Raw genomic sequence first — 22353 nt, 5'->3', positions numbered from 1 at the left:
GGAATTACTTCGCGAATACTTCTTTGAATTCACGCTTAAGAAGTGGGTCACGGCGTGCTTTCTTAAGTTGTTTAACCATGTCTTTCACACAGTTGTGAAGCACATTATCAAGTAGTTGAGCACGGTATTCTTCTTTATCTTCATCTGTCATGTTTTCTGGCAGATTAAGAGTCGGAAACTCTTCCATCACATTAATACCAGCGAATGCTTGGCCTACAGAAACTAGAGCATGAAACTGTTCAAAGTTGTCTAGAATGTTCTGTGCACTTGCTGGCATTTCGTCCCATGATTCACGTACCGCTTCTTCAGACACTTCATGGATAGAGGTAACCATTTCGAACATTTGCTCTGGAACTTCGTCAAATTCGATAACTTTACGTAGCTCTGGAGAAATGCTGGCTAGATCGATTTTTTTGCTTTCGCTGTTAGTTGCTTCTGACATGGTGTGTCTCTCATTACAAAAAGGCGAGAATATTAATACCAAATGCATCAAATAGCTATACCCATTAGTCCGCAAGATGACCAAAGTGAATGAGTTTGTTGAACTTCTGCTCACAGGCCATGATTAGATAGGGTAACGTCCAGTCTAACTGCTTTATGCAATGGATTCCGTGATATTCAAACAAAAATATAGCACTTAATTATGAGTCAAATGCAACAACTCTATGAGTATGGTATATGTTTAATAAAGACATAATTAAAAATGGAACGCGTTATGCAACCGACAGGGACATCGATGCGAATCCTTCTGGTTGACGATGTTCAGCTAGACAGGATGCAGTTGGCTATTCGTCTAAAGCAACTTGGACATATTGTAAAAGCCGTAGGTAGTGGACTAGAGGCGTTAAATACCTACGAGAGTTTTGATCCGGAACTGGTGTTACTCGATATATCAATGCCAGATATGAACGGTTTTGAAGTCTCTCTTCATATAAGAGAAACGTTTCCGGATTGGATCCCAATTATTTTCTTGAGTAGTCACGAAGAGCCAGAAATGATTGCTAAAGCCATAGATGCGGGCGGTGATGACTATTTAATTAAGCCGGTAGATAAACTGGTACTGAACTCTAAACTTATCGCAATGCAGCGTATTGCTCATATGAGACGAGAGCTTAAGCAAGCGACAGCTCAATTGGAGCAGGTTAATCAACTTTTGACTCAGCAAGCGAATGAAGATGGCCTAACCAAACTCTATAACCGCCGTTATATCGACCATAAGTTGGAATCGATGGTTGCATGGCATGGCCGTCACAACATGCCAATGGCTTTGATTCTATTGGACGTCGATTTTTTTAAACCGTTTAATGATAATTACGGTCATATTGAAGGCGATCGTTGCTTGCAAGCGATTGCGAATCAACTAAAGGCGACGTTTTGTCGCTCTGGGGAATATGTAGGTCGATATGGTGGAGAAGAGTTTGTCGTGTTGCTAGGGTGTACCGACACTCAAACAGCAGAAAGAGAAGCCGAGCGTATACAAGAGGCTATGTATTTTCTCGATTACCCACATGAGTATTCTAGTGTGTCAAATAGAGTGACGGTGTCACAGGGTGTTTTTGTTTTTCAACCGACAGGGAAAGAAGTGCAATCAGACTTGTATGCAACCGTTGATAAAGCGCTATATACCTCGAAGTCTTTGGGAAGAAACACACATACTATAGTTAATTCTTTTTAAAAACAAAACCTTATGAATGCCGCTCTTTTTGTTGCGTTGTCACTTTTTGGTGGTTATTTTAAAGCTCACTCAAAGTAAGATAGGCAAACAGTGCGAACGGAATGTCGCAATCGGGCGTATACCTTATACCTTTGATTAGATAGATAACATCGGGATAGTGGCAACGATGAGTGCAGTTATTATGCTGATGGGGAAGTTCGGTTTTGTTGTAAACCCAGACAAGCTTGTTAACTTTCACGATTGGTGAGGGTCTAACGAAGCTTTATGCAGTTACGTCCGGCCTTTTTCGCTTTGTAAAGTGCTTCGTCCGCTGATTTAATGACGTCCAGAGGAGCTTGCCCATTCCGGCTATCAGCAACTCCGAAACTTGCGGTAACAAAAACCGACTTTCTTTTCGAACTGTTGCTACCACGACGTTTTTGTCCTTGTTTATGGTTCTCAGGGCGAGATTCTTCATCGCGTAATATCATCTCGTATTCTGCAATCGATTTGCGAGCTTCTTCCAAAAAGTTCTTACATTCGTCAGCGTATTTGCCTTTAAAAACGATGGTAAATTCTTCTCCGCCAAATCGATAAACTTTTGCGCCGCCTGGGGTTTTAGTGAGGCGCGAAGCGACCATTTTTAGAACGTCATCACCAGTATCGTGACCGTAGGTGTCGTTAAACTTTTTAAAATGGTCAACATCAAGCATTGCGATCGTGAACTTCTTACCCATGTGTTTTAGATCGAGATCAAGTGCACGTCTGCTCGGAATCAGCGTTAGGCTATCGGTGAAAGCCAGTTGATGGCTAGCGGAAGCGGCATAAATAATGATAAGCAGCCCTGTTAGCGTAAACATGGTGCTTGATATGTACTGCACATCAAAGAAAATGAACGTCGCAGACGCCAATACCATGGCAGAGTAGGTCATCGCATGGATAATTTCATTCTTCTTTAAAACAAGGATTCCAAGAAAACAGACAATACCCACGCAATATAAAACAAGAATTAAAGGCAGTTTAGAGACCGTAGGTACAATAAATAAAATACCGCTTGTCCATTGTTCAAACCCTCCTTCAACGTAATATGCTAGCGTTAGATAAGACCAAAGAACGAACATTGCTAACATCAAGATGTAAGTCAACATGGCTCTAGAGTCAAAACCTTCTTTACTAAACAAAAATACCGTAAGAAACGAGACAGGAAGTAACGTGGCTAAAATGGTTAGCTCAAGTAAAGCGGTACCACTTTGAAGCGGGACTTGTAGGCGGTGCTGTATCACGAAATAGGCTAGCAACATTGCCAAGCACACCATGGACTCTCTGCCTTGCTTAAATGAATAACAAAGGAGTAGCGCACAACCTAATAGTATGTACGGCAAGTTTGCGGCAATGCCCCAGTTTGCCTGAGTCATCTGAATAATGCTGTCCATGCCCGAACTCACTATGCCCAGTAGCAAAAAAGGGAATAAGAATCTGAAGCCTGATGAAGTCATTGACGATGAGGACATCTATTACAAACTGCCTGAAAATAGTTGACTATATAATTGGTTAGGTAAATCGTTTTATCAATATGGATATTTATCCGTTATTGAATTTCGAACTTTGAGAACTAGCAAGAATACGTCTATTTGTTCCTTTTCCCAAGTATTTTGGAAGACATTACGGCAAAAAGAGAGAGATTGATTAAATTAAGAGCAATCAATAAGTTGTTATAAACAAGTCGTTGCTATACTCATTTCATAGGAAAAAGGAGATTTACAGATGCAGATAAGCTCAGATGTGCACAATTACATGGAAACCTTAGTAGGCCAGGTTCTCAGTTTGCCCGAATTTTTAGAACAGTATGACAACGAACAGTTAGCCGATATTGCTTGCCTTGCGCTTATCCAGCTCAAGCCTGTCTATATCCGTCATGATATTGATTTTTTGTCTTCACTTCCTGAACAAAAATTAGGCCAGTTTAAGCAAAGCGCGGATATAGCGGTGAAAAACGCCGCAGAAATGGTGAAAGAAGACAGGCGTAAGAACCGAGAGTATGATGTGCCTGTAATTTTTTCCCATACTAGTTATGATGATGACAAAGAGTTGGATTGGTATGAAAAACCGATCCTTAACGTTAATATTAAGTAAGAGTCGCTCAGTTGACTAGTGAGCTGACCCAAGGAGGAATCGTGGGATTTTTTTCGCGTTTGTTTGGTGGTAGTGAGAAAACGGTTGAAGCCAAAAATATCGAACCAGTTGAATATAAAGGTTTCCTTATTTACCCAGAGAGCCTTTCAGAGGGCGGACAATATCGCATCGCTGGTCGAATAGAAAAGCATGACAATGATGAAGTGAAAACACATCGGTTTATTCGCTCCGATTTGCTTGGCTCAGAGCAAGATGCCAATGACCTTATGTTGAAGAAATCTCAAATGTTTATTGATCAAATGGGCGATAAAATCTTCGACTAGCAATTTACTGCAATTTGATTCCAGTCATCTTAAAAAGAGCCGTTAGTGTATATGCTAGTGGCTCTTTCTTTTTAACGCTTAAATCTCTGTTAAGTCAGTATTTAATCGTTACCTGGTTAGACCTCAGTCTAGTACGGTGTTGCGTTGTTATTTTTCGTGCACAGAGCGACAATCATTCATTACTTAGCGTTATATGTAATGAAATTTAGTATTTAAATTACAAAACACTTGAAGTAATGAGACGCGTTCGATACAAACAGAATAATAACAGGGCTGTTAGTCAAGGTGTTATTGTGCAAATGGGTGTCCCCAAACATCATCTTTCGTTTGCAATTGTCTTGCGTGGTAAACAGATAGAAATAAAAAAGAATTAGAGTAGAGCGACGCTCTGTTTTGGGACTAATTTATTGATATGTATACAAGGAGTATGCGTTTTGCAAATCGGTGTACCTAAAGAGATACTCGCGGGTGAATCGCGAGTGGCTGCATCGCCGAAGTCGGTTGAGCAGTTAATAAAATTGGGATTCGATGTCGCGATTGAATCCCAAGCGGGGGTGCTAGCGAGTTTCGATGATGCCGCTTATGAAGCAGCTGGTGCGAAAATCGTTTCTAGTGAAGAAGTTTGGGCATCTGGCCTTATTTTAAAAGTTAATGCGCCAATTGTGGATGATGAGCAAAGCATTGACGAAATTGCGTTACTGCAAGATGGAGCAACACTGGTTAGCTTTATTTGGCCGGCTCAAAATGCTGAGTTGATGGAACAACTTTCAAGTAAGAACATTAACGTTCTTGCCATGGATTCCGTTCCTCGTATCTCACGTGCACAAGCCTTAGACGCGCTATCTTCGATGGCTAATATCGCTGGTTATCGTGCAGTGGTTGAGGCAGCTCATGAGTTTGGTCGTTTCTTTACAGGTCAAATTACGGCTGCCGGTAAAGTACCTCCAGCGAAAGTATTGGTTGCGGGTGCTGGCGTCGCTGGCTTGGCGGCTATCGGTGCTGCAGGTAGCTTAGGTGCCATTGTCCGTGCGTTTGACGTCCGCCCAGAAGTAAAAGAGCAAGTTGAATCGATGGGCGCTGAGTTCCTGACCGTTGACTTTCAAGAAGAGTCAGGCTCCGGGGATGGCTACGCAAAAGAAATGTCTGATGACTTCAACAAAAAAGCGGCAGAGTTATACGCAGAGCAAGCTAAAGATGTTGATATCATTATTACGACCGCGCTCATCCCTGGTAAACCTGCGCCGAAGTTGATCACCAAAGAAATGGTCGACAGCATGAAAGCGGGCAGTGTTATTGTCGATTTGGCAGCTGCTAATGGCGGTAACTGTGAATATACAGTGAAAGACCAAGTTATCATGACGGATAACGGCGTAAAAATTGTTGGTTACACTGACATGGTTGGTCGTTTGCCAACACAATCTTCTCAGCTTTACGCGACAAACCTTGTCAATCTTCTAAAACTGCTGTGTAAAGAGAAAGATGGCAACATCAATATTGATTTTGAAGATGTTGTTATCCGTGGCGTTACCGTGGTGAAAGAAGGTGAAGTTACTTGGCCAGCGCCACCAATTCAGGTTTCAGTTCAGCCGCAAGTGAAACAAGAACAGCCTGTGAAGCCAGAGCCTAAAGTAGAAGAACCTACGTCTCCAACGAAGAAAATTATTGGTGTGGCAGCGGCTGTTGGAGCCTTTGCATGGGTTGCATCGGTTGCTCCGGCAGCGTTTCTTTCTCACTTTACTGTATTTGTTCTAGCGTGTGTTGTCGGATACTACGTAGTATGGAATGTTACCCATGCACTTCATACTCCACTAATGTCAGTAACGAATGCTATCTCTGGCATTATTGTCGTTGGTGCATTACTGCAAATTGGACAAGGTAATGGCGTCGTTTCATTCCTATCTTTTATTGCCGTATTGATCGCGAGTATCAATATCTTCGGTGGTTTCACCGTCACCAAGCGTATGCTTGAAATGTTCCGCAAAGATAAATAGGAGTCACAATGTCTGCAGGATTAGTACAAGCAGCTTACATTGTTGCTGCATTATTTTTCATCATGAGTTTGGCGGGGCTTTCAAAGCAAGAGTCTGCTCGTAATGGTAACTACTACGGTATCGCTGGTATGACGATCGCGCTAATAGCGACGATCTTTAGCCCAGATGCGCAAGGTTTTGGTTGGATCATTATCGCGATGGCGATAGGTGGTGCGATCGGTATTTTCTATGCGAAGAAAGTAGAAATGACCGAGATGCCAGAACTGGTTGCGATTCTACACAGCTTTGTAGGTTTAGCTGCGGTTTTAGTTGGCTACAACAGCTACCTAGATGCGCCAGAAGCAGCAACACATGCTGAGCATGTTATCCACCTTGTAGAAGTATTCTTGGGTGTGTTCATCGGTGCCGTAACTTTCACCGGTTCAATTGTCGCATTTGGTAAGCTGCGTGGTGTGATTTCTTCGTCGCCACTTAACCTGCCTCATAAGCACAAAATGAACCTCGCAGCGGTTGTTATTTCTACGCTTCTTATGATCTACTTCGTAAAAGCAGATGGCAGCATGTTCGCTCTTATTGTGATGACTTTGATCGCGTTCGCATTCGGCTACCATTTAGTCGCTTCAATCGGTGGTGCTGATATGCCAGTTGTTGTCTCTATGTTGAACTCATACTCAGGTTGGGCAGCAGCGGCAGCAGGTTTCATGCTAGCAAATGATCTATTGATTGTAACAGGTGCTTTGGTAGGTTCATCAGGTGCGATTCTTTCTTACATCATGTGTAAAGCAATGAACCGTTCGTTTATCAGTGTTATTGCCGGTGGTTTTGGTCAAGAGATAGTGATTTCAGGTGACGAAGAGCAGGGCGAATATCGTGAAACAACGGCTGAAGAAGTTGCAGAGATGTTGAAGAACTCAAAATCAGTAATCATCACTCCAGGATATGGCATGGCAGTAGCTCAGGCACAATACCCTGTTCATGAAATTACTGATGTACTTCGTTCACAAGGTATTGAAGTTCGCTTTGGGATTCACCCAGTAGCGGGTCGTCTACCGGGGCATATGAATGTGTTACTCGCTGAAGCAAAAGTACCGTATGATATCGTTCTTGAAATGGATGAAATCAATGATGACTTTGCAGAAACCGATACCGTATTGGTTATCGGTGCTAACGATACGGTCAACCCAGCCGCACTGGAAGATCCGAACAGCCCAATCGCTGGTATGCCCGTATTGGAGGTATGGAACGCGAAAAACGTAGTGGTATTCAAGCGCTCAATGAATACTGGTTACGCAGGAGTACAGAACCCACTGTTCTTCAAAGAAAATACATCAATGCTATTTGGTGATGCGAAAGAAAGTGTTGAGTCTATTTTTAAAGCACTTTAACCATTCTTGATTTAAAACTATACAGGGTCAGCAATCGCTGGCCCTTTTTTGTTCCGTTTCAATGTTATAGTAATGCAAATCCTTCTGTTAGCAGATGTCAATTGCTTGTAGATTGATGTATAGTTTTGGCTAATGTAACAAGTGACGGTAACAGTTTGATTAAAAAGTTTTTGCTCGGTTTTGCAACTGTATTGCCGCTTTTTTCGGCACCTGCATTTTCCGATTCACTACCAGAAAGAATAGATACGTTTACAGAGCTATTTAACTATGAAGTAGCTCTTAAGTCGTACGATATTCGTATTCTGCAATCAAATTATCCTACCAAGTTACTTGCGCCAGATTCGCTTCTGCCGCAAACGTCTGACTATCCGTTAAAAGATATCCAACAGCTTTACAGCTTGGCGAATACTTGTCGTGGCAAATTACCATTAAGTCCTTTAATTACTGAGCCTTTAGTATTTACAAGGGCGATTTGTAAAGGGACGCAGCTGACACCTCGTTGGTTCTCGCGTAGTGGTCTCATTCACCCTGGTGGTGGGACGTATGCGGCACGTTATGTGGATAAGTATCCAGAACTCAAACCCAAACTATCTCAGTACATGCATATAAAAGAGCGTGATAACGAGGAAGGGGATGAGTTGCTAGAAAGCTTGAAAAACATGGATGACGACGCCATTAATGCTTTGATTGCAGGCGCGAGCATGTTTATTGAAGGTAACGAACTTTGGTTAAGACGTGGTGACCGTTACTTTGTTTTCGAGAAAGATATCTGGCAAGAGAACGTAGCGAATGCGGGTCTGTCATACGCTCTAGCGTCTCAAAGCAAAAGTTGCTTTGTTAAACGAGGTAATATTTGTTGGGATGTAGAAGATCACTCGCAAGTTTTGCGGATCAGTATGATCATACTGGTAATCGCCAATATTCTTTTGGTGATTGGTTGGGCGGTGTACCGTTGGAATAGCAAGCGAGAAGAACTACGTAGTAGAATGCTCGTGTTGCAAATTTTAACGCATGAGCTCAGAACACCGATTGCATCTCTGTCACTAACGGTTGAGGGCTTTCGTCGAGAGTTCGAGCATTTGCCTGAAAGTGTGTATGACGAATTCCGCAGATTGTGTGAAGATACGCGCCGCCTGCGTCAATTGGCAGAAGCGAGTAAAGATTATTTGCAATCTGATAACCAAATGCTTGCAACAGACTGGGTACCATCCGTTGCAGATTGGTTAGAATTTAAGATCGAAGAAGAATTTGATAGTGCCGTGCTTTTTAACATCAATGAAGATGTGGCTGCTAAAGTTAATGTGTACTGGTTAGGAACTTGTATCGATAACTTGCTTCGTAATGCGCTTAAGTACGGTGTCGCACCGGTTGAATTGGATGTCTCAACTAGTGAAGAAAAAATAGTATTCCAAGTCCGAGATGCAGGAGGCCTAACGGCTAAAGATTGGGCAAATTTGAAGAAACCGTTCGTAAGTAAGAGCGGGTTAGGACTTGGATTAACAATCGTTGAATCTATGGTAGGCCGCATGGGCGGAAAAATGTCCTTAATGGGACCACCTACAACTTTTATATTGGAGATACCTTGTGAAACAGACACTGCTTCTCGTTGAGGACGATAAAAACTTGGCTGACGGCCTGTTAGTAAGCCTGGAACAAGCAGGATATGAGTGTTTACATGTGGAGCGTATTGCAGACGTAGAGCCACAATGGAAAAAAGCTGACTTGGTAATTCTCGATCGCCAACTCCCAGATGGTGACTCTGTACAATGTCTCCCAGAATGGAAACAGATTAAAGACGTACCAGTTATCTTGTTAACGGCACTTGTTACCGTAAAAGATAAAGTTGCAGGCCTTGATTCCGGCGCGAACGACTACTTAACAAAGCCTTTTGCTGAGGCGGAGCTTTTTGCGAGAATCCGTGCACAGCTACGAGCACCGGATTCAGCAGAACAAAGCAACGCTGATAAAGTGATTACAAAAGACCTAGAGATTGACCGCTCGACTCGTGAAGTGACTTATAAAGACGAGCTAATTACGCTTACTCGAACAGAGTTTGATTTGCTGCTATTTTTGGCGTCAAACTTAGGTCGCGTGTTTACTCGTGATGAGCTACTTGACCACGTTTGGGGTTACAATCACTTCCCGACAACACGTACGGTTGATACACATGTACTACAGCTTCGTCAAAAACTGCCAGGACTGGAAATTGAAACACTTCGTGGTGTTGGCTACAAGATGAAAGCATAAGTCGTAATGAAAATACTACTCCCTGTAGTTCTCTCATTAGCGTTAGTGAAACCAGTCCATGCAATGGACTGGTTTCAAACTAACACGCCTTTAACACAGGCACATCAACACTTACTTGAAGATGATCTTGCGGGTATGTTCAACTCTCTTGTTGAACTCTGGCAAACGGAACCAAGTAAAGATTTGACTCCTCACCTTAATGATCTTCTTGGTCAGTCACTATCTAAAAACTGTGGCAAGGCTCTCACTGGTGTAACGCTGCCTGATTGGATAAGTGGTGTGAACGTTATTCGTCAGACTATTCAAAGCCCTGGGCGAGATACATTTAGATTGGTAATCAAGCTAAGAGCTACAACTGACATCGAAAATATTTCATTTAATCGATGGGTGGATGATTCTATATCCGCGGACAGTTCATTCAGCTATGAACAACAGCCGAACGGGACAGAACTTGCCAACGAGCGTAGTTACTCGAAACGCTATAACTTAACCGGTAAGCTTGAAGCTGGTTTATATCACTTAACCGTTGTTTCTACTGATAAACAAGAGTATCGAACTTGGGTAATACTTGGAGATTCAAACTCTTCTCAATATGTTCGTTGGACATCTAAAGAGAATTGGAAAGTAGAAAAGAGCGCACTTCGTAATCCCCATTGTCCATTACCGCAACTTGAAGTCGGTTTGTATGACTACATTGATGGCCAGTACGAGCAAATGTGGAAAAAGACTTACGAGTCTAACTATCCAAATTCATTGGAGCTAGCGGGTGTCCCAAACGATAGATACGTATTGGCGGTAAGTATCAATAGTCGCCGTTGGCAGGGCGATATAATTGTTGAGCAGGCTCAAACTATTAGCCGAACCTATGATCTTTCCCAGGAAGAATAGTTAAAGAAATACTACTTGTGCCGATAAAGGTTCAGGACGAACTAAAATCACAAGTGTAGTATGAAAAACAAATATAAAATTCTTGCCACTTCTGTTGCTACTATTCTTTTCGCTAATGCTGCTTCTGCTGCTACTTATGCGATAGAGGCTCGTAGTGATGCAATGGGTGGCGTTGGTACCGTATCAGCAACTTATCTAACTGCGCCTTTTTTCAACCCCGCTCTTACTGCGATTTATCGCCGAAATGACGATGCAGGCATGATCGTGCCAAGTTTTGGTGGCAGCTACGATGATCAATATGATCTAGTTGATGAGATCGAACGCATCAGCAAATTGACAGACGTCGATGAAATCAAAAAATCGATGGATGCTATCGATGGGAAAAAGACAGACTTTGATCTTGGTGGTGTCGTTGCCATTGGTATTCCCAACAAATTCTTATCTGCAACTGCATACGGTAAGCTATACACTGAATCATTCGTACAACCAAATGTTGATACCTCAGGTACTAATCCATTAGATGATAGCTATGTACAAGGTGTTTCTATTGGCGTGGCTGAAGCAGGTATTTCACTTGCTAAATACACTAATTTCATGAACCAACACCTTTCTTTTGGTGTTACTCCTAAACTTCAGCGTATATACACATACTCATACGCCACGAGTTTTCAGAATTTTGATACTAAAGACTTACGTGAAAATGAGACCGCGGAAACGATGTTTAACTTAGACGCCGGCGCACTTTGGTTCTTTGGCCCATATCGTCTCGGTATTTCAGCGAAAAATTTGATCGGAAGAGACGTTAAAACAAAATCATTCGAGTATGGCAGCGATACGATAAAATCATACGAATATAGCATGCGTCCTGTATACACCGTTGGGGCAGGGATTGTTGCCGATTACTTTACGATGAGTGTTGACTACGATCTTAACGAAGAAAAACGTTTTTCATCCTTTGATGATAATACGCAAATGATTCGAGCCGGTATTGAATTTGATATTTTGCGTCAAATGGCATTACGAGCAGGGTATATGAAGAACTTAGCTCGAAGTAATGACGAAGGAACCATTACTGCTGGTATCGGATTGTCTCCACTTAAGTTGTTCGAATTGGATATCGCAGCTCAGTACACAAACGAGAACGCTATGGGTGCATCCATTAATTTCCTTGCTACCTATTAATCGAATCGTTATAGTCAGCTCCTCAAAATGAGGAGCTTTTTATGTTTGACGATTTACCCCCTCTATCTCACCAAGAGCAACAACAAGCTGTAGAGAGAATTCAAGAATTGATGGCGAAGGGCACAAGTACTGCAGAAGCTATCAAAATTGTTGCCGAACGGATTCGATCTGAGTACGCAGAAAAACAACAGCAACAAAACTAATCAATTCATGGACAGGGCATACGCCCTGTTTTTTTGCCTTTCTATTTTCTATTCCTCTACATTCCCAAATACCACCCTGGTTACGCTGTAACTACAATTTACTATACCTATATGATTTTAATCTTGTTCAATTACCTTTAAGACTAAATAGTAAGTTGGTAAAATTTTACCTCATTATGTTAACCTTGGTTTGCATAGTGCAGGTAATTAGGCGTTTTTTAAAGAACTTATAAATTAAACTCAATTATATCAATTGTTTACCACGGTATTTTAATCTGCCAACCATATTGGTCGCGATTGATCTTGTAATTTAATTACAAAGTCCAAGAGGGCCTCGTTCTCAGGCAGAAGATTATGCTAAAAAAAGAAAAAAGAGACACCGTAACTTATAGCGATAATTCAACTAGAGTTATTAAATAAGCGATATAAGAACAGTAAGCACTCGCAGACATATGTAATAGATGAAGCGAAATTCATCTCATTGAGCTGCTTTTTTTAGCCGAAATACGTCTCCTGGATTTGAGCGGAGCGTTACATATTGAGCATGCTTAATCTAAAGTAGTTTTACTAAACTAGGCGACGTTGAAGTGGGTAATATGAAACCTCAAGAGTAGTAGAAATCAAGAGTAGTAACGCGTGTTACAACGTAATGTTTTCTGGCATCCTTCCTGTTAAATAGTCCGATAATTAGAGAAGAAATTGGAAAAACATCGTTGATCTTTGGATGAGAGGAAGCAACAAGGTTGCAATGAAAACTATTTGCCTGTTTTACACTAAACTCCTTTAACTATCATGTAGCAGTAGTTTTGATGTTGTGTTCGCTCTATGTGGACTAGACTTAATATGAGAACAAAAACTAACCTAGGGAGGAATGATGGGTTATAAGCACGTTTTGGTTGCTGTCGACTTATCTCAATCTAGCCAAGCAGTTATCGAAAAAGCAATAATGCAAGTAGATAACTCAAGCAGCAAACTCTCATTTGTTTACGTAGATGTTGATCGCATAGTCATGGAAGCGAAGGAAGAGCAAGAATTGGAAAGAAGGCTGCAAGAGCTCGCTGATAAATGCTTATACCCAGTAAACGAGACCATGGTAGTAATCGGCGATCTTCATATAAAACTATCGGGAATCGTCAAAAAAGAGGGGATAGATTTAGTTGTCTGTGGTCATCATCACAACTTATTGAGTCGCTTTTTTTCATCGATACCAAAGGTTGTGAACGAAGTTGAAGCTGATTTATTAATCGTCTATTTAGACGAGTGATCGACACCTCTTGTTCGCACTCATCATTTTTTGTCACTAAAAAGCCGAACGTTTATGTTCGGCTTGGTGTATCGGTGATAATAAAAGTTTTTAGCCAGGAATGATTGATGCCTCATGAGATAAAACAGATGCAGACTCCGCGTTTGACTGCAGATCAAAATGTACGTTAACTTGCACGCCTTCTCGCTCAAAAGTGACATCATCAAAATCGGTCATAGCGATTTTGAATCCATTTCTAGCAAAAAAGCCAGTCACCATAGTTCGCTGCTTAATTTCTAATGCAGACGCGAGTAGCTTATCCATGGCATTCTCCTTGGTTATTGTGGGGATATGGGTAGAAGATACACATAGATTGGTATGAAATCAATTTTATATAAAGTTGCTTTTGATGAAAATTTTAATGTAAGTCAATCTAACGTTTACCCCACGTGATTTATTCCACGCAAAACCTTGATAACAAGACGGCAGAGCATCTCACATTGTGATAGCAAGCATAAAGATGGGGGTGTTAATAAATACCGCTGAAACAATATGTTACAAAGATTAGCGTTAGGCCTAGTTGAGTAGACAACGCAAAATTCTAAATCTGAACAACCGCCCTAAAATGACTCACTCTTCAATACTTGTGATAACTCAGACCTAATAAAAGTAGATATCTCAGCTAGCTTTCTTGGCAAAGGGTTTTGATAAGGGTAGGCAATATACATAGAACGTTCTATATCAAAAGTTTGCGATATTCGGATGTTTTTGTCTATATAGTTACTTTTAATAAGATAGTTTGGAATGACACCAACCCCAACTCCCTCAGAAACAAAGTTTATTAAAATAGAGGTGTTATCAACTTCGATAACATCAGTATATTGATTTTTAATTGATTCCTTATTCGAATGATGTTTGTAGATTAATAGTGTTTTGTTGTTGGCATTACTTACCCTAGATATCAAAACATCACTATAATCACCAATTTTATGTGCAATAAGAGTGTCATCAATAACATTATTAAGCCTAATCGCTAAATCTACATTGCTTTCTAATAAATTTTCTACATTGTTACTTGACGATATTTCAAAATCAACTTTTGGATATCGTTCTTTTAAGTCTTTAAGAACAGAACCAAAAATAGAAGAGGCTATAGAGTTGGGCATTGTGATTTTAAACTTTCCATCAATGCATTCACTCAACGAGCTAGCTCTGTAATTTAACTCGTGCAAACTCTCTAACGTCTTGATAGCAAGCTCTCTAATGCTTTCGCCATGATCAGTTAAAACGAGTTTCCTTGTTGTTCTGTGGACGAGTGTTACGCCAAGTTGTTTTTCTAATGCTGCTAGCTGCCTGCTGACTTGAGCTTTAGACTTTCCAAGTTCTTTTGATGCCGATGTAAGAGAGAGGTGTTTACAAATGGCTGCAAAGCAGATCAGCTCATTGTTCATCAATTCCATGATTGTTACCTTTTTGCAACTCTGAGTCACGTTGTCTTTTAACTGGTGGGAAAGTATAACTTGCATCATCGGAGGGGGACAATGATATTTAAAAGCCGCCATGAAATAATGGCAGACTACTATCTTAATAAAACCATATTGGATATTAAGTTAAACCAATATCCTGAAGAAATTAACTCAATCGGATTAAATATAGAAAATAAAGATTTAAAAATAAAAAATTTGTCTCGTGAAATTACTAAGTTGGATTCGGGTGATTTAATTCTTGATTGTGCATCATTGATAATGACTCATTCTATATCGGAAAAAGTAATAATAAAAGTTGAAATTGACTCTTTAAATTATAAAGTTAAACGTGTGAGGATATTTAAATATGAAGACTGCAATACAAAATTCGAAAAGATCTGTTTATCAGAAAGATACATTGTATAGAATAATAAATAATATTTGTGCTTTGTATACCAAATCACTAGTAAAATTATTTGGTGAAGAGTTGAGAATCCATCATTGCAAACATAAGATTAATGTAAGAACCACTAACGAGTTGAGTGAGCATATGAAGAAAGATCTAGGTATAGATTGAAAAGTAGAGAGTTTACATCTGTTAGATTCCTTGTTCCTATAAAGGTAATCTAGTACTTATACGTTTGGGTTAAGCAAATGCGTGTCCATGTTGACTCATATTGAATGAGCAAGACGCAGAACCAACGTGTACTGTGTTGAACGTAACCCAAGATACAATGAAGGAACTTAATCAGCCACACGGTTTTAAAGTTGATGACTGGTTATTATCAAGTTGTCGCTGTGGTGAAATCGAAGTTCACGGTCCATACAAGACAGCTGATGAGGCTTGCAAAGCAGCAACAGCCAAATACGGTGTAACTAAACTGACTTCACCAATGCTAATCTTCTAACCCTTAAGTTCGCATTATGTATATTATGTTAAATTGTATATCGCCGTACGCTAAATGTTGTCTGAGTATGCTCCTATTCCCCTGCAGATTTTAAATTTAAGGGCCTTACTGTGAGCATTAAACATAATGGTTATTTACCATAAAATAGCTAATATCAATCTATCAATCTACGATTGCTTGCTCTTCAATTAGCAACTTATAAAAAATGGCGTCTATTTCTTTAGACGCCATTTTTGTTTACTGGAAATATTAAATTAGCCACCGGCTAATTTGACTGTCATGCCTTTCTTTTCAAGATGTGCCTTGATCTTGTCTCTAGCATCACCTTGAATCTCGATATTGCCATCTTTTACAGAGCCACCACAGCCACAGACTTTTTTGAGTTCTGCCGCTAATAACTTTAAAGGTGCATCATCCAAGTCTAAACCTGTAACAATGCATACGCCTTTACCTTTACGGCCTTTCGTTTGGCGCTGAATCCGAACAACACCATCGCCTTTAGGGCGAGATACTTTTTCTTCTTCCGGTTTAATTCGACCGGTTTCTGTTGAATACACCAGAGTCATTCTATTGTTTCTTTTGTTGTTGAGCTTGCATCGCTTTTTGCTTTGCAACCAAATAAGCTTCGATATGGCGTTGAATAGCGGCTTTACTGCCCTTAATCAGTTTACCATTAAACATACAGTACCAAGAGTTAGGTTGGCCTGTATCGTTTTGAATAGTATAGCCGTTAAAGACCTCTGATTTTGCAACACCAGTTTGCTGCACTCTTTGTCCGAGTGAAGCAAACTCTTTGGGATCAATAATCGATGCGGTGTCACACCACCAATCAATGCTTTTCTTTACCGCCGTCAAACTGCCCTGTAAAACGTGGTTCTTGATTTTAACCTTCCAAACACTGCCATCTGATCCGACTGACTGCAGGTTAAAACCTCTATAATTTGAAATCGCCATACCACTGAGTCATCTGTTTAATGCGTTGATATAATCATAATTGCTACTGAGCAATATTCAAATACGGCTTGAATAATCCTTGCTCTAGAAAACAACTTGTATCATAAAACGCGTCTCGATAACGTTAATCACTTTGCACTGTTTATACAATCTTCCAAGAACTCATGAAATTTGTGCCCGTTGTTTTGAAGCATTTTAGGGAACATTGAGATCGGAGTCATTCCTGGAAATGTGTTTACTTCGTTTAAGTAAATCTCATCATCTTCCGTTAGGAAAAAGTCGATACGAGATAAATGACGAAGATTCATTTGTTTAAATACCGTCTCTGACGCGTGTTGGATGGAATCTAATTGTATTTGAGTTAGATTCTTCGCCTCAACTTCTGTGAGCGAGTGACTTGAACTGCTGTACTTTTCATCGTACGAGTAAAAAGCACCATCAGGCGCGATGACCTCGCCTGGCTTAGTGATATGTAGTTGGCCATTCATCTCATATGCAGCAACTTCAAGTTCTCGAGGTTTTACTGCTTTCTCAACCAACACTTGGTCAGAAAACCCAAAAGCATCATTTACTGCATTAGAAAGCTTGTCTTTTTCTGTGACACTGTAACAGCCAACGGAAGAACCTTGGCGAGCGGCTTTAACAAAAACTTTTCCCCACTTTTCAAAGGCTTTATGAGCTTGAACGTGAGCTTCTTCATCGTTTCGCGTTAAGAATAAGTATGGCGTATTGGGTATGCCAATAGCGTCGTACCAAAGCTTAGATGTGATTTTATTGAAACTATTGCTACTCGCTTCTGGCCCGCAGCCAAGATAAGGAATACCTGCGATTTCAAACAGAGATTGAATGTCGCCTGTTTCGCCAGGAAAACCATGTATACAAGGCACGATGAAATCAATGGTTTGATTAGATTCACTTGAGCACAACTGCTTGGTATTGAGATCCAAGTAAACCAACTCACCTTGGTTGGTCATCCAACCTTCGTTTTTTATTTCTACGCGTGTAACGTGAACGTCTTCAATAAGATTTAGTTGTTGTTCGACAAAGTTTGCAGACAATAATGAAATCTCGTGCTCAGAAGAGCCACCGCCGCATAGTAAAAGAATATTTTTAATCATGAATCCATCTTTCCGTGACCTACAAAAGATACTATTTATTATGATAAACCTTTGAAGTGTGACGTACAGTAATTTTAATGTGAGGAATGTTGTTCGAATAGGATTTGAGCAAATAAATAAGGGAGCTATTCGCTCCCTTATTTGATGTGTTAATTTAATTTGTTAAGCGTTGGGTAAGCTGAGTTTTTGATTGCATCAATGCTTTTAACAAATGGTCTTAACTGCTGAAATTGAGCTGGCAAAGTCGAAATCGCTTGCTTGGCTTCTGCGCTTGTTGCGTAGTCTCCGTATAAAACTGAGAACCACTTAGTACCGTTTACAACTTTGTAGTTTTCCCAAATTGGCTGACCGTTCTGTGGCAGCTTATTTGCAAACTGATCGACTTTAGCTTGGCTACCCACAGCTGCGACTTGAATGGTATAGCCGAATCGTTGAATGCCAGCTTGCTTTTTACTTGGTGGTACGATCTTAACTGGCTTCGCCTGCTCTTTTGGCGTTAGCTTGACTACTTTCTTTTCTTCAGGCTTTGCCGTCATTTTCACAACAGTTGGTTGTACGTCTTTTTCTACTACAGCGTTTTCAGACGCCATAATTGGTTTAGAGATACGATCTGATTTGTAGTCCTCTCGGTAACTTTCTGAGGTCACATCCGTGATGTAAGTTTCAGATGCACAAGCAGAAAGCAGAACTGACAAGCCGATGATTGCGATTTTTTTCATGAAGTAACAAATGCTCTGGATAAATATTACGATAAATCATGCCGATAGCAGGGCCGTTTATCAAGCATCAAATACAATAATCTGTGATTTTGATGTGATGAATAACACAAACTCCATAAGCATCGTACACATTTTCTGCAATGTCTGGTCTGAAGATGTTTTATCAGTAAATTATTCGTTTATGATTGATATGAAACCGAGAAGCCAACGTGACTTACAAACGGCCAGGAGTCAGCATGAATAAACTACATAAACTCTTTAAACCCAACTCTGTGGCCGTTATTGGGGCATCTCAAAAAGCATTGCGAGCAGGACATGTTGTGATGCGCAACCTTCTACAAAGTGGATTTGGTGGCGCGATTATGCCAGTAACGCCGCGATATAAAGCCGTATCTGGCGTGATCGCTTACCCTGATGTAGCTTCCCTGCCCTATACGCCAGATATTGCAATTTTGTGTACGAACGTTTCACGTAACGAGCAATTGCTTAAAGAGCTAGATGAGAGAGGCACACCGTTTGCGATTGTTATCTCTGATGACCCTAACCCTTTAGATATCTCATCATTGAACATTCGAGTCTTAGGCCCAAACAGCTTAGGTATCATCCTTCCTTGGCACAATTTTAACTGCACGTTTTCCCCTGTTGCAGCTAAACCCGGAAAAATTGCTTTCATCTCACAATCCGCGGCGGTTTGTACCACGGTTTTAGACTGGGCAAATGATAAGAACATTGGTTTTTCTTCGTTCATTTCGATTGGGCGCGGACAAGATATCGATTTTGCAGATTTGCTCGACTATTTGAGTATGGATGGAAACACTGAAGCTATTCTGCTTTATGTTGATAATATCCAAGACGCTCGCCGATTTATGTCTGCTGCGCGCGCCGCTTCACGTAACCGACGTATATTGGTGCTAAAAGCGGGCCGCTCTAAAGAGATGAATACTTTTGAGCAGCAAGACGGAGATACACTTGACGTAATTTACGATTCTGCTATTCGCAGAACTGGTATGTTACGAGTCAGCAATACGCATGAGCTTTTTGCCGCGGTAGAAACACTCACGCATTCTGTGCCACTTCGTGGAGAGCGTTTAGCGATCATCACCAATGGCGGCGGCCCTGCTGTTATGTCCGTTGATACTTTGATTGAACGTGGTGGCCAACTCGCAACGCTTGATGACGCTTCCATTGAGCAATTACAAGCAGTACTTCCATCCAACTGGCGTGCTCGAAATCCAATTGATCTGTCTGGTGACGCAACCCAAAAACGCTATATTGATACCATTAACGCACTGATGAATAACGACTGTGCAGATGCGATATTGATTATGCATAGTCCTTCTGCTGTTTCTGATCCTCTTGAAACTGCTCAAGTCGTTATTAATGCCATCAAATCTCACCCTCGGCATAAGCATTTTAATATCTTGACCAACTGGTCAGGAGAACAAACGTCGAGAGAAGCGCGACTGGCCTTTACTCAAGCAGGCATTCCAACCTATAGAACACCTGAAAGTGCGGTTGTAGCATACATGCACTTGGTCGAATACAGACGAAACCAGAAACAACTAATGGAAACGCCAACGACGGCAGAGCCATTACATTCTGGAAGTGTGAGTTCAGCAAAAGAATGGGTAAACGAACGACTACTGGATAAAAACACAGTCACCTTGGATACGCATCAAACCAGCCCATTATTTAAGCTGTTCGGGTTTAACGTTTTGCCTACGTGGATTGCATCTGACGACATTGAAGCCGTTCATATGGCAGAAAATATTGGATATCCTGTTGCGGTTAAATTGCGTTCTCCAGACATTCCTCATAAATCTGATGTTCACGGTGTCGCTCTAAATTTAAGAAACAGTCGAGAAGTTTCCAACGCAGCGCTATCCATTTTAGATACCGTAAAGCTCAGTTACCCTTCCGCCAATGTACATGGGCTGTTGGTACAAGGGATGGCAAAGCTCGGCAGCGCTGAAGAGCTACGGGTTAGTATTGCAGTAGATAAAGTCTTTGGACCAGTGATCTTGCTTGGTCAAGGCGGCTCTGAGTGGAATATCGCCCAAGATGCCGTCGCTGCACTTCCTCCTTTGAACATGACGCTTGCGCGCTACCTTGTCGTTGTTGCCCTAAAGTCTGGAAAGATTCGCCTGCAGAAACACAAAGATGCGCTCGATATTACTGAGTTGTCGAAGTTCTTGGTTCGTATCTCCCAAATGGCAGTTGAGTTACCAGAAATACAAAAGCTGGATATCCATCCAGTGCTAGTGTCCGGAAGCGATTTAACCATCCTTGATGCAGATGTCACACTGTGTAAATACGAAGGAGACGCCCAAAAACGGCTAGCGATTCGCCCTTTCCCGGCAGAGTTTGTCGAAACTGTAACGCTTCGAGATGGCCAACCTATCCTGCTTCGCCCTATCTTGCCTGAGGATGAGCCGCTGCATGCTCAATTCATTAATAACGTATCGAAAGAAGATCTCTATAAGCGTTTCTTTTCTGAAGTTGGAGAGTTCAACCATGAGGCTTTGGCAAACTTTACTCAAATCGACTACGACCGCGAAATGGCGTTTGTTGCGGTAGCGTTTAATACTGACGGACCGTCTATCATAGGGGTAGCCCGCGCATTGATTACACCAGACAATAGTGACGCTGAGTTTGCTATTTTGGTTCGTTCAGATTTGAAAGGAAAAGGTTTAGGCAAAGTGCTGATGCAGAAAATAATCAGCTATTGCAAAATTAAAGGCACAAAGCAAATGTCTGGAATGACCATGCCAACAAACAGAGGAATGTTGATGTTGGCTCAGAACTTGGGGTTTGAGATCGATGTCCAGTTTGCAGACGGTACGGCAGATATGGTGCTCCCTTTAAATTGAAAAGCGCAGCATTAGCGATGACTTTTACTTCTTACATTCGGTAATCAATGGGAATCTAAGAAGTAAAAGTTACGTTGTTACTTTAGTTTCCAATTCTTTTTTAAGTACTGAATACACCAGGATTTTGCCTCACCCATAGTGTTCCGGCGCCATGCCAAAATAATATCCATCGGCTGTTCTTCAGTGCCTTCGATTCGTTTCAATACACCACTATCAATAAGAGGTTGTGCAATTTGGCTTGGTAATGTACCAATGCCTAAACCTGCAGTTAGCGCTTCTACTTTTGCCGTAAAGTTGGTGACGGTCAAGCGAGGCTGTTTTTGAATGATATTAATTGAGAGCGCTGGTTGCTCACGTGCGGTATCTGCAATAGCAATAATCCGATACTTTTCTCGCGCTGCTTCATCAAACTTACCACTACGCTTGTGAACATAGTGATCAGCGGAAGCTACCCAATACATACTCATTTTACCAATTTTTTCTGACTTAACTTCTTGAGGAAGCGTATCCAGTGATGGGCAAATCAGTAAATCAGCTCTCCCCGTATTCAAAGACTCCCAGCTACCAGCCAGAATCTCCTCTTGCAGCCTGACTCGAGTTGAGCTGACCTCGGCCAACGCATCAACCATCGGGAAAAAATTGGATATAGGAATAATGCCATCAAAGGCAATGGTAATATCCAGTTCCCAGCCATTCGCCAATAACGTTGCATCGTTCACTAACTTTTCACTGGCTTGTAAAATGGCTCTTCCTCTTTCAAGAATAAGCTTACCTGCTTCAGTAAAATGGGCTTTGTGACCAGAGCGATCGAAGATAATAATGTCTAAGTCTTGCTCGAGTTTCTGGATTTGATAGCTCAGCGATGACGGGGCTCTGTCTAACTCATTCGCAGCAGCAGCAAAACTCCCTCTTCGATCAATAGCATCTAGAATATGGAGTGCTTCTAACGTAATTGGACTCTGCACATGGCCTCTCTTAATGTGATATCCATCACATTCGTTGTATTTGGATGAACTTATCAAGAACTAACGACAAATAATATAACATATTGATAACTAAAGACTAGGAA

Annotated in this window: 23 protein-coding genes; 14 read left to right on the top strand and 9 right to left on the bottom strand. The window is 41.2% G+C overall.

The window, feature by feature from the left end; all coding sequences use genetic code 11:
• Positions 1-4 precede the first annotated feature (4 nt).
• Positions 5-442 carry a DUF3069 domain-containing protein gene (locus tag UQW94_RS01580; protein WP_005376232.1) on the bottom strand — a complete coding sequence of 146 codons (438 nt, stop codon included), beginning with the start codon at positions 440-442 and terminating at the stop codon, positions 5-7.
• Positions 443-715: 273 nt separating this feature from the next.
• On the opposite strand from UQW94_RS01580, the gene UQW94_RS01575 reads away from it, so the two are divergent.
• Positions 716-1675 (top strand): diguanylate cyclase, encoded by a 960-nt coding sequence (locus UQW94_RS01575; RefSeq protein WP_064369249.1) that lies wholly within the window; start codon positions 716-718, stop codon positions 1673-1675.
• A 251-nt stretch (positions 1676-1926) separates the two neighbouring features.
• Here UQW94_RS01575 and UQW94_RS01570 read toward each other — a convergent pair whose 3' ends face one another.
• Positions 1927-3165, bottom strand: coding sequence for a sensor domain-containing diguanylate cyclase (locus tag UQW94_RS01570; RefSeq protein ID WP_025998618.1), 1239 nt, complete (start codon positions 3163-3165; stop codon positions 1927-1929).
• A gap of 253 nt (positions 3166-3418) precedes the next feature.
• Here UQW94_RS01570 and UQW94_RS01565 point away from each other — a divergent pair, with 253 nt between their 5' ends.
• From UQW94_RS01565 to UQW94_RS01520, 10 genes are all read left to right on the top strand, one after another.
• Positions 3419-3787: a late competence development ComFB family protein gene (locus UQW94_RS01565; RefSeq protein WP_053303639.1), complete on the top strand. Its 369-nt coding sequence runs from the start codon at positions 3419-3421 to the stop codon at positions 3785-3787.
• Positions 3788-3828: 41 nt separating this feature from the next.
• Entirely contained in the window at positions 3829-4110 is a 282-nt protein-coding gene (locus UQW94_RS01560; protein ID WP_005376244.1) for an HlyU family transcriptional regulator, read from the top strand.
• Between the two features lie 434 nt (positions 4111-4544).
• A complete protein-coding gene (locus UQW94_RS01555; RefSeq protein WP_225473054.1) occupies positions 4545-6101 on the top strand; it encodes a Re/Si-specific NAD(P)(+) transhydrogenase subunit alpha in 1557 nt (518 codons plus the stop codon).
• An 8-nt stretch (positions 6102-6109) separates the two neighbouring features.
• Positions 6110-7486 (top strand): Re/Si-specific NAD(P)(+) transhydrogenase subunit beta, encoded by a 1377-nt coding sequence (gene pntB / locus UQW94_RS01550; protein WP_005376248.1) that lies wholly within the window; start codon positions 6110-6112, stop codon positions 7484-7486.
• Positions 7487-7641: 155 nt separating this feature from the next.
• On the top strand, positions 7642-9096 hold the full coding sequence (gene vxrA / locus UQW94_RS01545; protein ID WP_025767766.1) for a sensor histidine kinase VxrA: 1455 nt from the start codon (positions 7642-7644) through the stop codon (positions 9094-9096).
• Positions 9071-9733: a response regulator transcription factor VxrB gene (gene vxrB, locus UQW94_RS01540; protein ID WP_005376251.1), complete on the top strand. Its 663-nt coding sequence runs from the start codon at positions 9071-9073 to the stop codon at positions 9731-9733. The genes vxrA and vxrB overlap by 26 nt, the downstream gene beginning before the upstream one ends.
• 6 nt (positions 9734-9739) lie before the next feature.
• Positions 9740-10621, top strand: coding sequence for a DUF2861 family protein (locus tag UQW94_RS01535; protein WP_053303637.1), 882 nt, complete (start codon positions 9740-9742; stop codon positions 10619-10621).
• 60 nt (positions 10622-10681) lie between these two features.
• The gene (locus UQW94_RS01530) at positions 10682-11803 is read left to right on the top strand and encodes a conjugal transfer protein TraF (protein WP_213961300.1); all 1122 of its coding nucleotides are present in this window, start codon (positions 10682-10684) and stop codon (positions 11801-11803) included.
• Between the two features lie 41 nt (positions 11804-11844).
• Positions 11845-12006, top strand: a complete 162-nt coding sequence (locus UQW94_RS01525) for a YoaH family protein (protein ID WP_005376257.1) — start codon at positions 11845-11847, stop codon at positions 12004-12006.
• Between the two features lie 874 nt (positions 12007-12880).
• A complete protein-coding gene (locus UQW94_RS01520) occupies positions 12881-13270 on the top strand; it encodes a universal stress protein (RefSeq protein ID WP_239939327.1) in 390 nt (129 codons plus the stop codon).
• 90 nt (positions 13271-13360) lie between these two features.
• Here UQW94_RS01520 and UQW94_RS01515 read toward each other — a convergent pair whose 3' ends face one another.
• A complete protein-coding gene (locus UQW94_RS01515) occupies positions 13361-13573 on the bottom strand; it encodes a hypothetical protein (protein ID WP_005376260.1) in 213 nt (70 codons plus the stop codon).
• A 296-nt stretch (positions 13574-13869) separates the two neighbouring features.
• Positions 13870-14709 (bottom strand): LysR family transcriptional regulator, encoded by an 840-nt coding sequence (locus UQW94_RS01510; protein ID WP_258667491.1) that lies wholly within the window; start codon positions 14707-14709, stop codon positions 13870-13872.
• Between the two features lie 81 nt (positions 14710-14790).
• Between UQW94_RS01510 and UQW94_RS01505 the strand changes: the two genes are divergently transcribed.
• Together UQW94_RS01505 and UQW94_RS01500 are read left to right on the top strand one after the other, a co-directional pair.
• On the top strand, positions 14791-15141 hold the full coding sequence (locus UQW94_RS01505) for a hypothetical protein (protein ID WP_225473052.1): 351 nt from the start codon (positions 14791-14793) through the stop codon (positions 15139-15141).
• Between the two features lie 251 nt (positions 15142-15392).
• Entirely contained in the window at positions 15393-15623 is a 231-nt protein-coding gene (locus tag UQW94_RS01500; RefSeq protein ID WP_236147230.1) for a hypothetical protein, read from the top strand.
• A gap of 254 nt (positions 15624-15877) precedes the next feature.
• Here UQW94_RS01500 and yciH read toward each other — a convergent pair whose 3' ends face one another.
• From yciH to UQW94_RS01480, 4 genes are all read right to left on the bottom strand, one after another.
• Complete coding sequence (gene yciH / locus UQW94_RS01495) at positions 15878-16189, bottom strand: stress response translation initiation inhibitor YciH (RefSeq protein WP_005376292.1); 312 nt, start codon at positions 16187-16189, stop codon at positions 15878-15880.
• A gap of 1 nt (position 16190) precedes the next feature.
• Positions 16191-16577: a DUF3319 domain-containing protein gene (locus UQW94_RS01490; protein ID WP_005376294.1), complete on the bottom strand. Its 387-nt coding sequence runs from the start codon at positions 16575-16577 to the stop codon at positions 16191-16193.
• A gap of 128 nt (positions 16578-16705) precedes the next feature.
• The gene (locus UQW94_RS01485; RefSeq protein WP_033907069.1) at positions 16706-17695 is read right to left on the bottom strand and encodes a D-alanine--D-alanine ligase; all 990 of its coding nucleotides are present in this window, start codon (positions 17693-17695) and stop codon (positions 16706-16708) included.
• A 149-nt stretch (positions 17696-17844) separates the two neighbouring features.
• On the bottom strand, positions 17845-18414 hold the full coding sequence (locus UQW94_RS01480; protein WP_005390018.1) for an SPOR domain-containing protein: 570 nt from the start codon (positions 18412-18414) through the stop codon (positions 17845-17847).
• A gap of 236 nt (positions 18415-18650) precedes the next feature.
• Here UQW94_RS01480 and UQW94_RS01475 point away from each other — a divergent pair, with 236 nt between their 5' ends.
• On the top strand, positions 18651-21284 hold the full coding sequence (locus UQW94_RS01475; RefSeq protein ID WP_322141936.1) for a bifunctional acetate--CoA ligase family protein/GNAT family N-acetyltransferase: 2634 nt from the start codon (positions 18651-18653) through the stop codon (positions 21282-21284).
• A gap of 77 nt (positions 21285-21361) precedes the next feature.
• Here UQW94_RS01475 and UQW94_RS01470 read toward each other — a convergent pair whose 3' ends face one another.
• Entirely contained in the window at positions 21362-22249 is an 888-nt protein-coding gene (locus UQW94_RS01470; protein WP_017634152.1) for a LysR family transcriptional regulator, read from the bottom strand.
• Positions 22250-22353: the final 104 nt, after the last annotated feature.

Origin of the sequence: Vibrio sp. PBL-C16, assembly GCF_034321865.1 — a bacterium.
In the GTDB taxonomy this organism is placed as follows: domain Bacteria; phylum Pseudomonadota; class Gammaproteobacteria; order Enterobacterales; family Vibrionaceae; genus Vibrio; species Vibrio alginolyticus.
This window is presented reverse-complemented; position numbering and strand designations above follow the sequence as displayed.

Coding starts and splice junctions, on each gene's coding strand:
- UQW94_RS01530 (WP_213961300.1), top strand. CDS start 10,682: ATGAAAAACAAATATAAAATTCTTGCCACTTCTGTTGCTACTATTCTT.
- UQW94_RS01520 (WP_239939327.1), top strand. CDS start 12,881: ATGGGTTATAAGCACGTTTTGGTTGCTGTCGACTTATCTCAATCTAGC.
- UQW94_RS01510 (WP_258667491.1), bottom strand. CDS start 14,709: ATGGAATTGATGAACAATGAGCTGATCTGCTTTGCAGCCATTTGTAAA.
- UQW94_RS01575 (WP_064369249.1), top strand. CDS start 716: ATGCAACCGACAGGGACATCGATGCGAATCCTTCTGGTTGACGATGTT.
- pntB (WP_005376248.1), top strand. CDS start 6,110: ATGTCTGCAGGATTAGTACAAGCAGCTTACATTGTTGCTGCATTATTT.
- UQW94_RS01480 (WP_005390018.1), bottom strand. CDS start 18,414: ATGAAAAAAATCGCAATCATCGGCTTGTCAGTTCTGCTTTCTGCTTGT.
- UQW94_RS01475 (WP_322141936.1), top strand. CDS start 18,651: ATGAATAAACTACATAAACTCTTTAAACCCAACTCTGTGGCCGTTATT.
- UQW94_RS01535 (WP_053303637.1), top strand. CDS start 9,740: ATGAAAATACTACTCCCTGTAGTTCTCTCATTAGCGTTAGTGAAACCA.
- UQW94_RS01565 (WP_053303639.1), top strand. CDS start 3,419: ATGCAGATAAGCTCAGATGTGCACAATTACATGGAAACCTTAGTAGGC.
- UQW94_RS01525 (WP_005376257.1), top strand. CDS start 11,845: ATGTTTGACGATTTACCCCCTCTATCTCACCAAGAGCAACAACAAGCT.
- UQW94_RS01505 (WP_225473052.1), top strand. CDS start 14,791: ATGATATTTAAAAGCCGCCATGAAATAATGGCAGACTACTATCTTAAT.
- UQW94_RS01485 (WP_033907069.1), bottom strand. CDS start 17,695: ATGATTAAAAATATTCTTTTACTATGCGGCGGTGGCTCTTCTGAGCAC.
- UQW94_RS01515 (WP_005376260.1), bottom strand. CDS start 13,573: ATGGATAAGCTACTCGCGTCTGCATTAGAAATTAAGCAGCGAACTATG.
- yciH (WP_005376292.1), bottom strand. CDS start 16,189: ATGACTCTGGTGTATTCAACAGAAACCGGTCGAATTAAACCGGAAGAA.
- UQW94_RS01490 (WP_005376294.1), bottom strand. CDS start 16,577: ATGGCGATTTCAAATTATAGAGGTTTTAACCTGCAGTCAGTCGGATCA.
- UQW94_RS01580 (WP_005376232.1), bottom strand. CDS start 442: ATGTCAGAAGCAACTAACAGCGAAAGCAAAAAAATCGATCTAGCCAGC.
- UQW94_RS01570 (WP_025998618.1), bottom strand. CDS start 3,165: ATGTCCTCATCGTCAATGACTTCATCAGGCTTCAGATTCTTATTCCCT.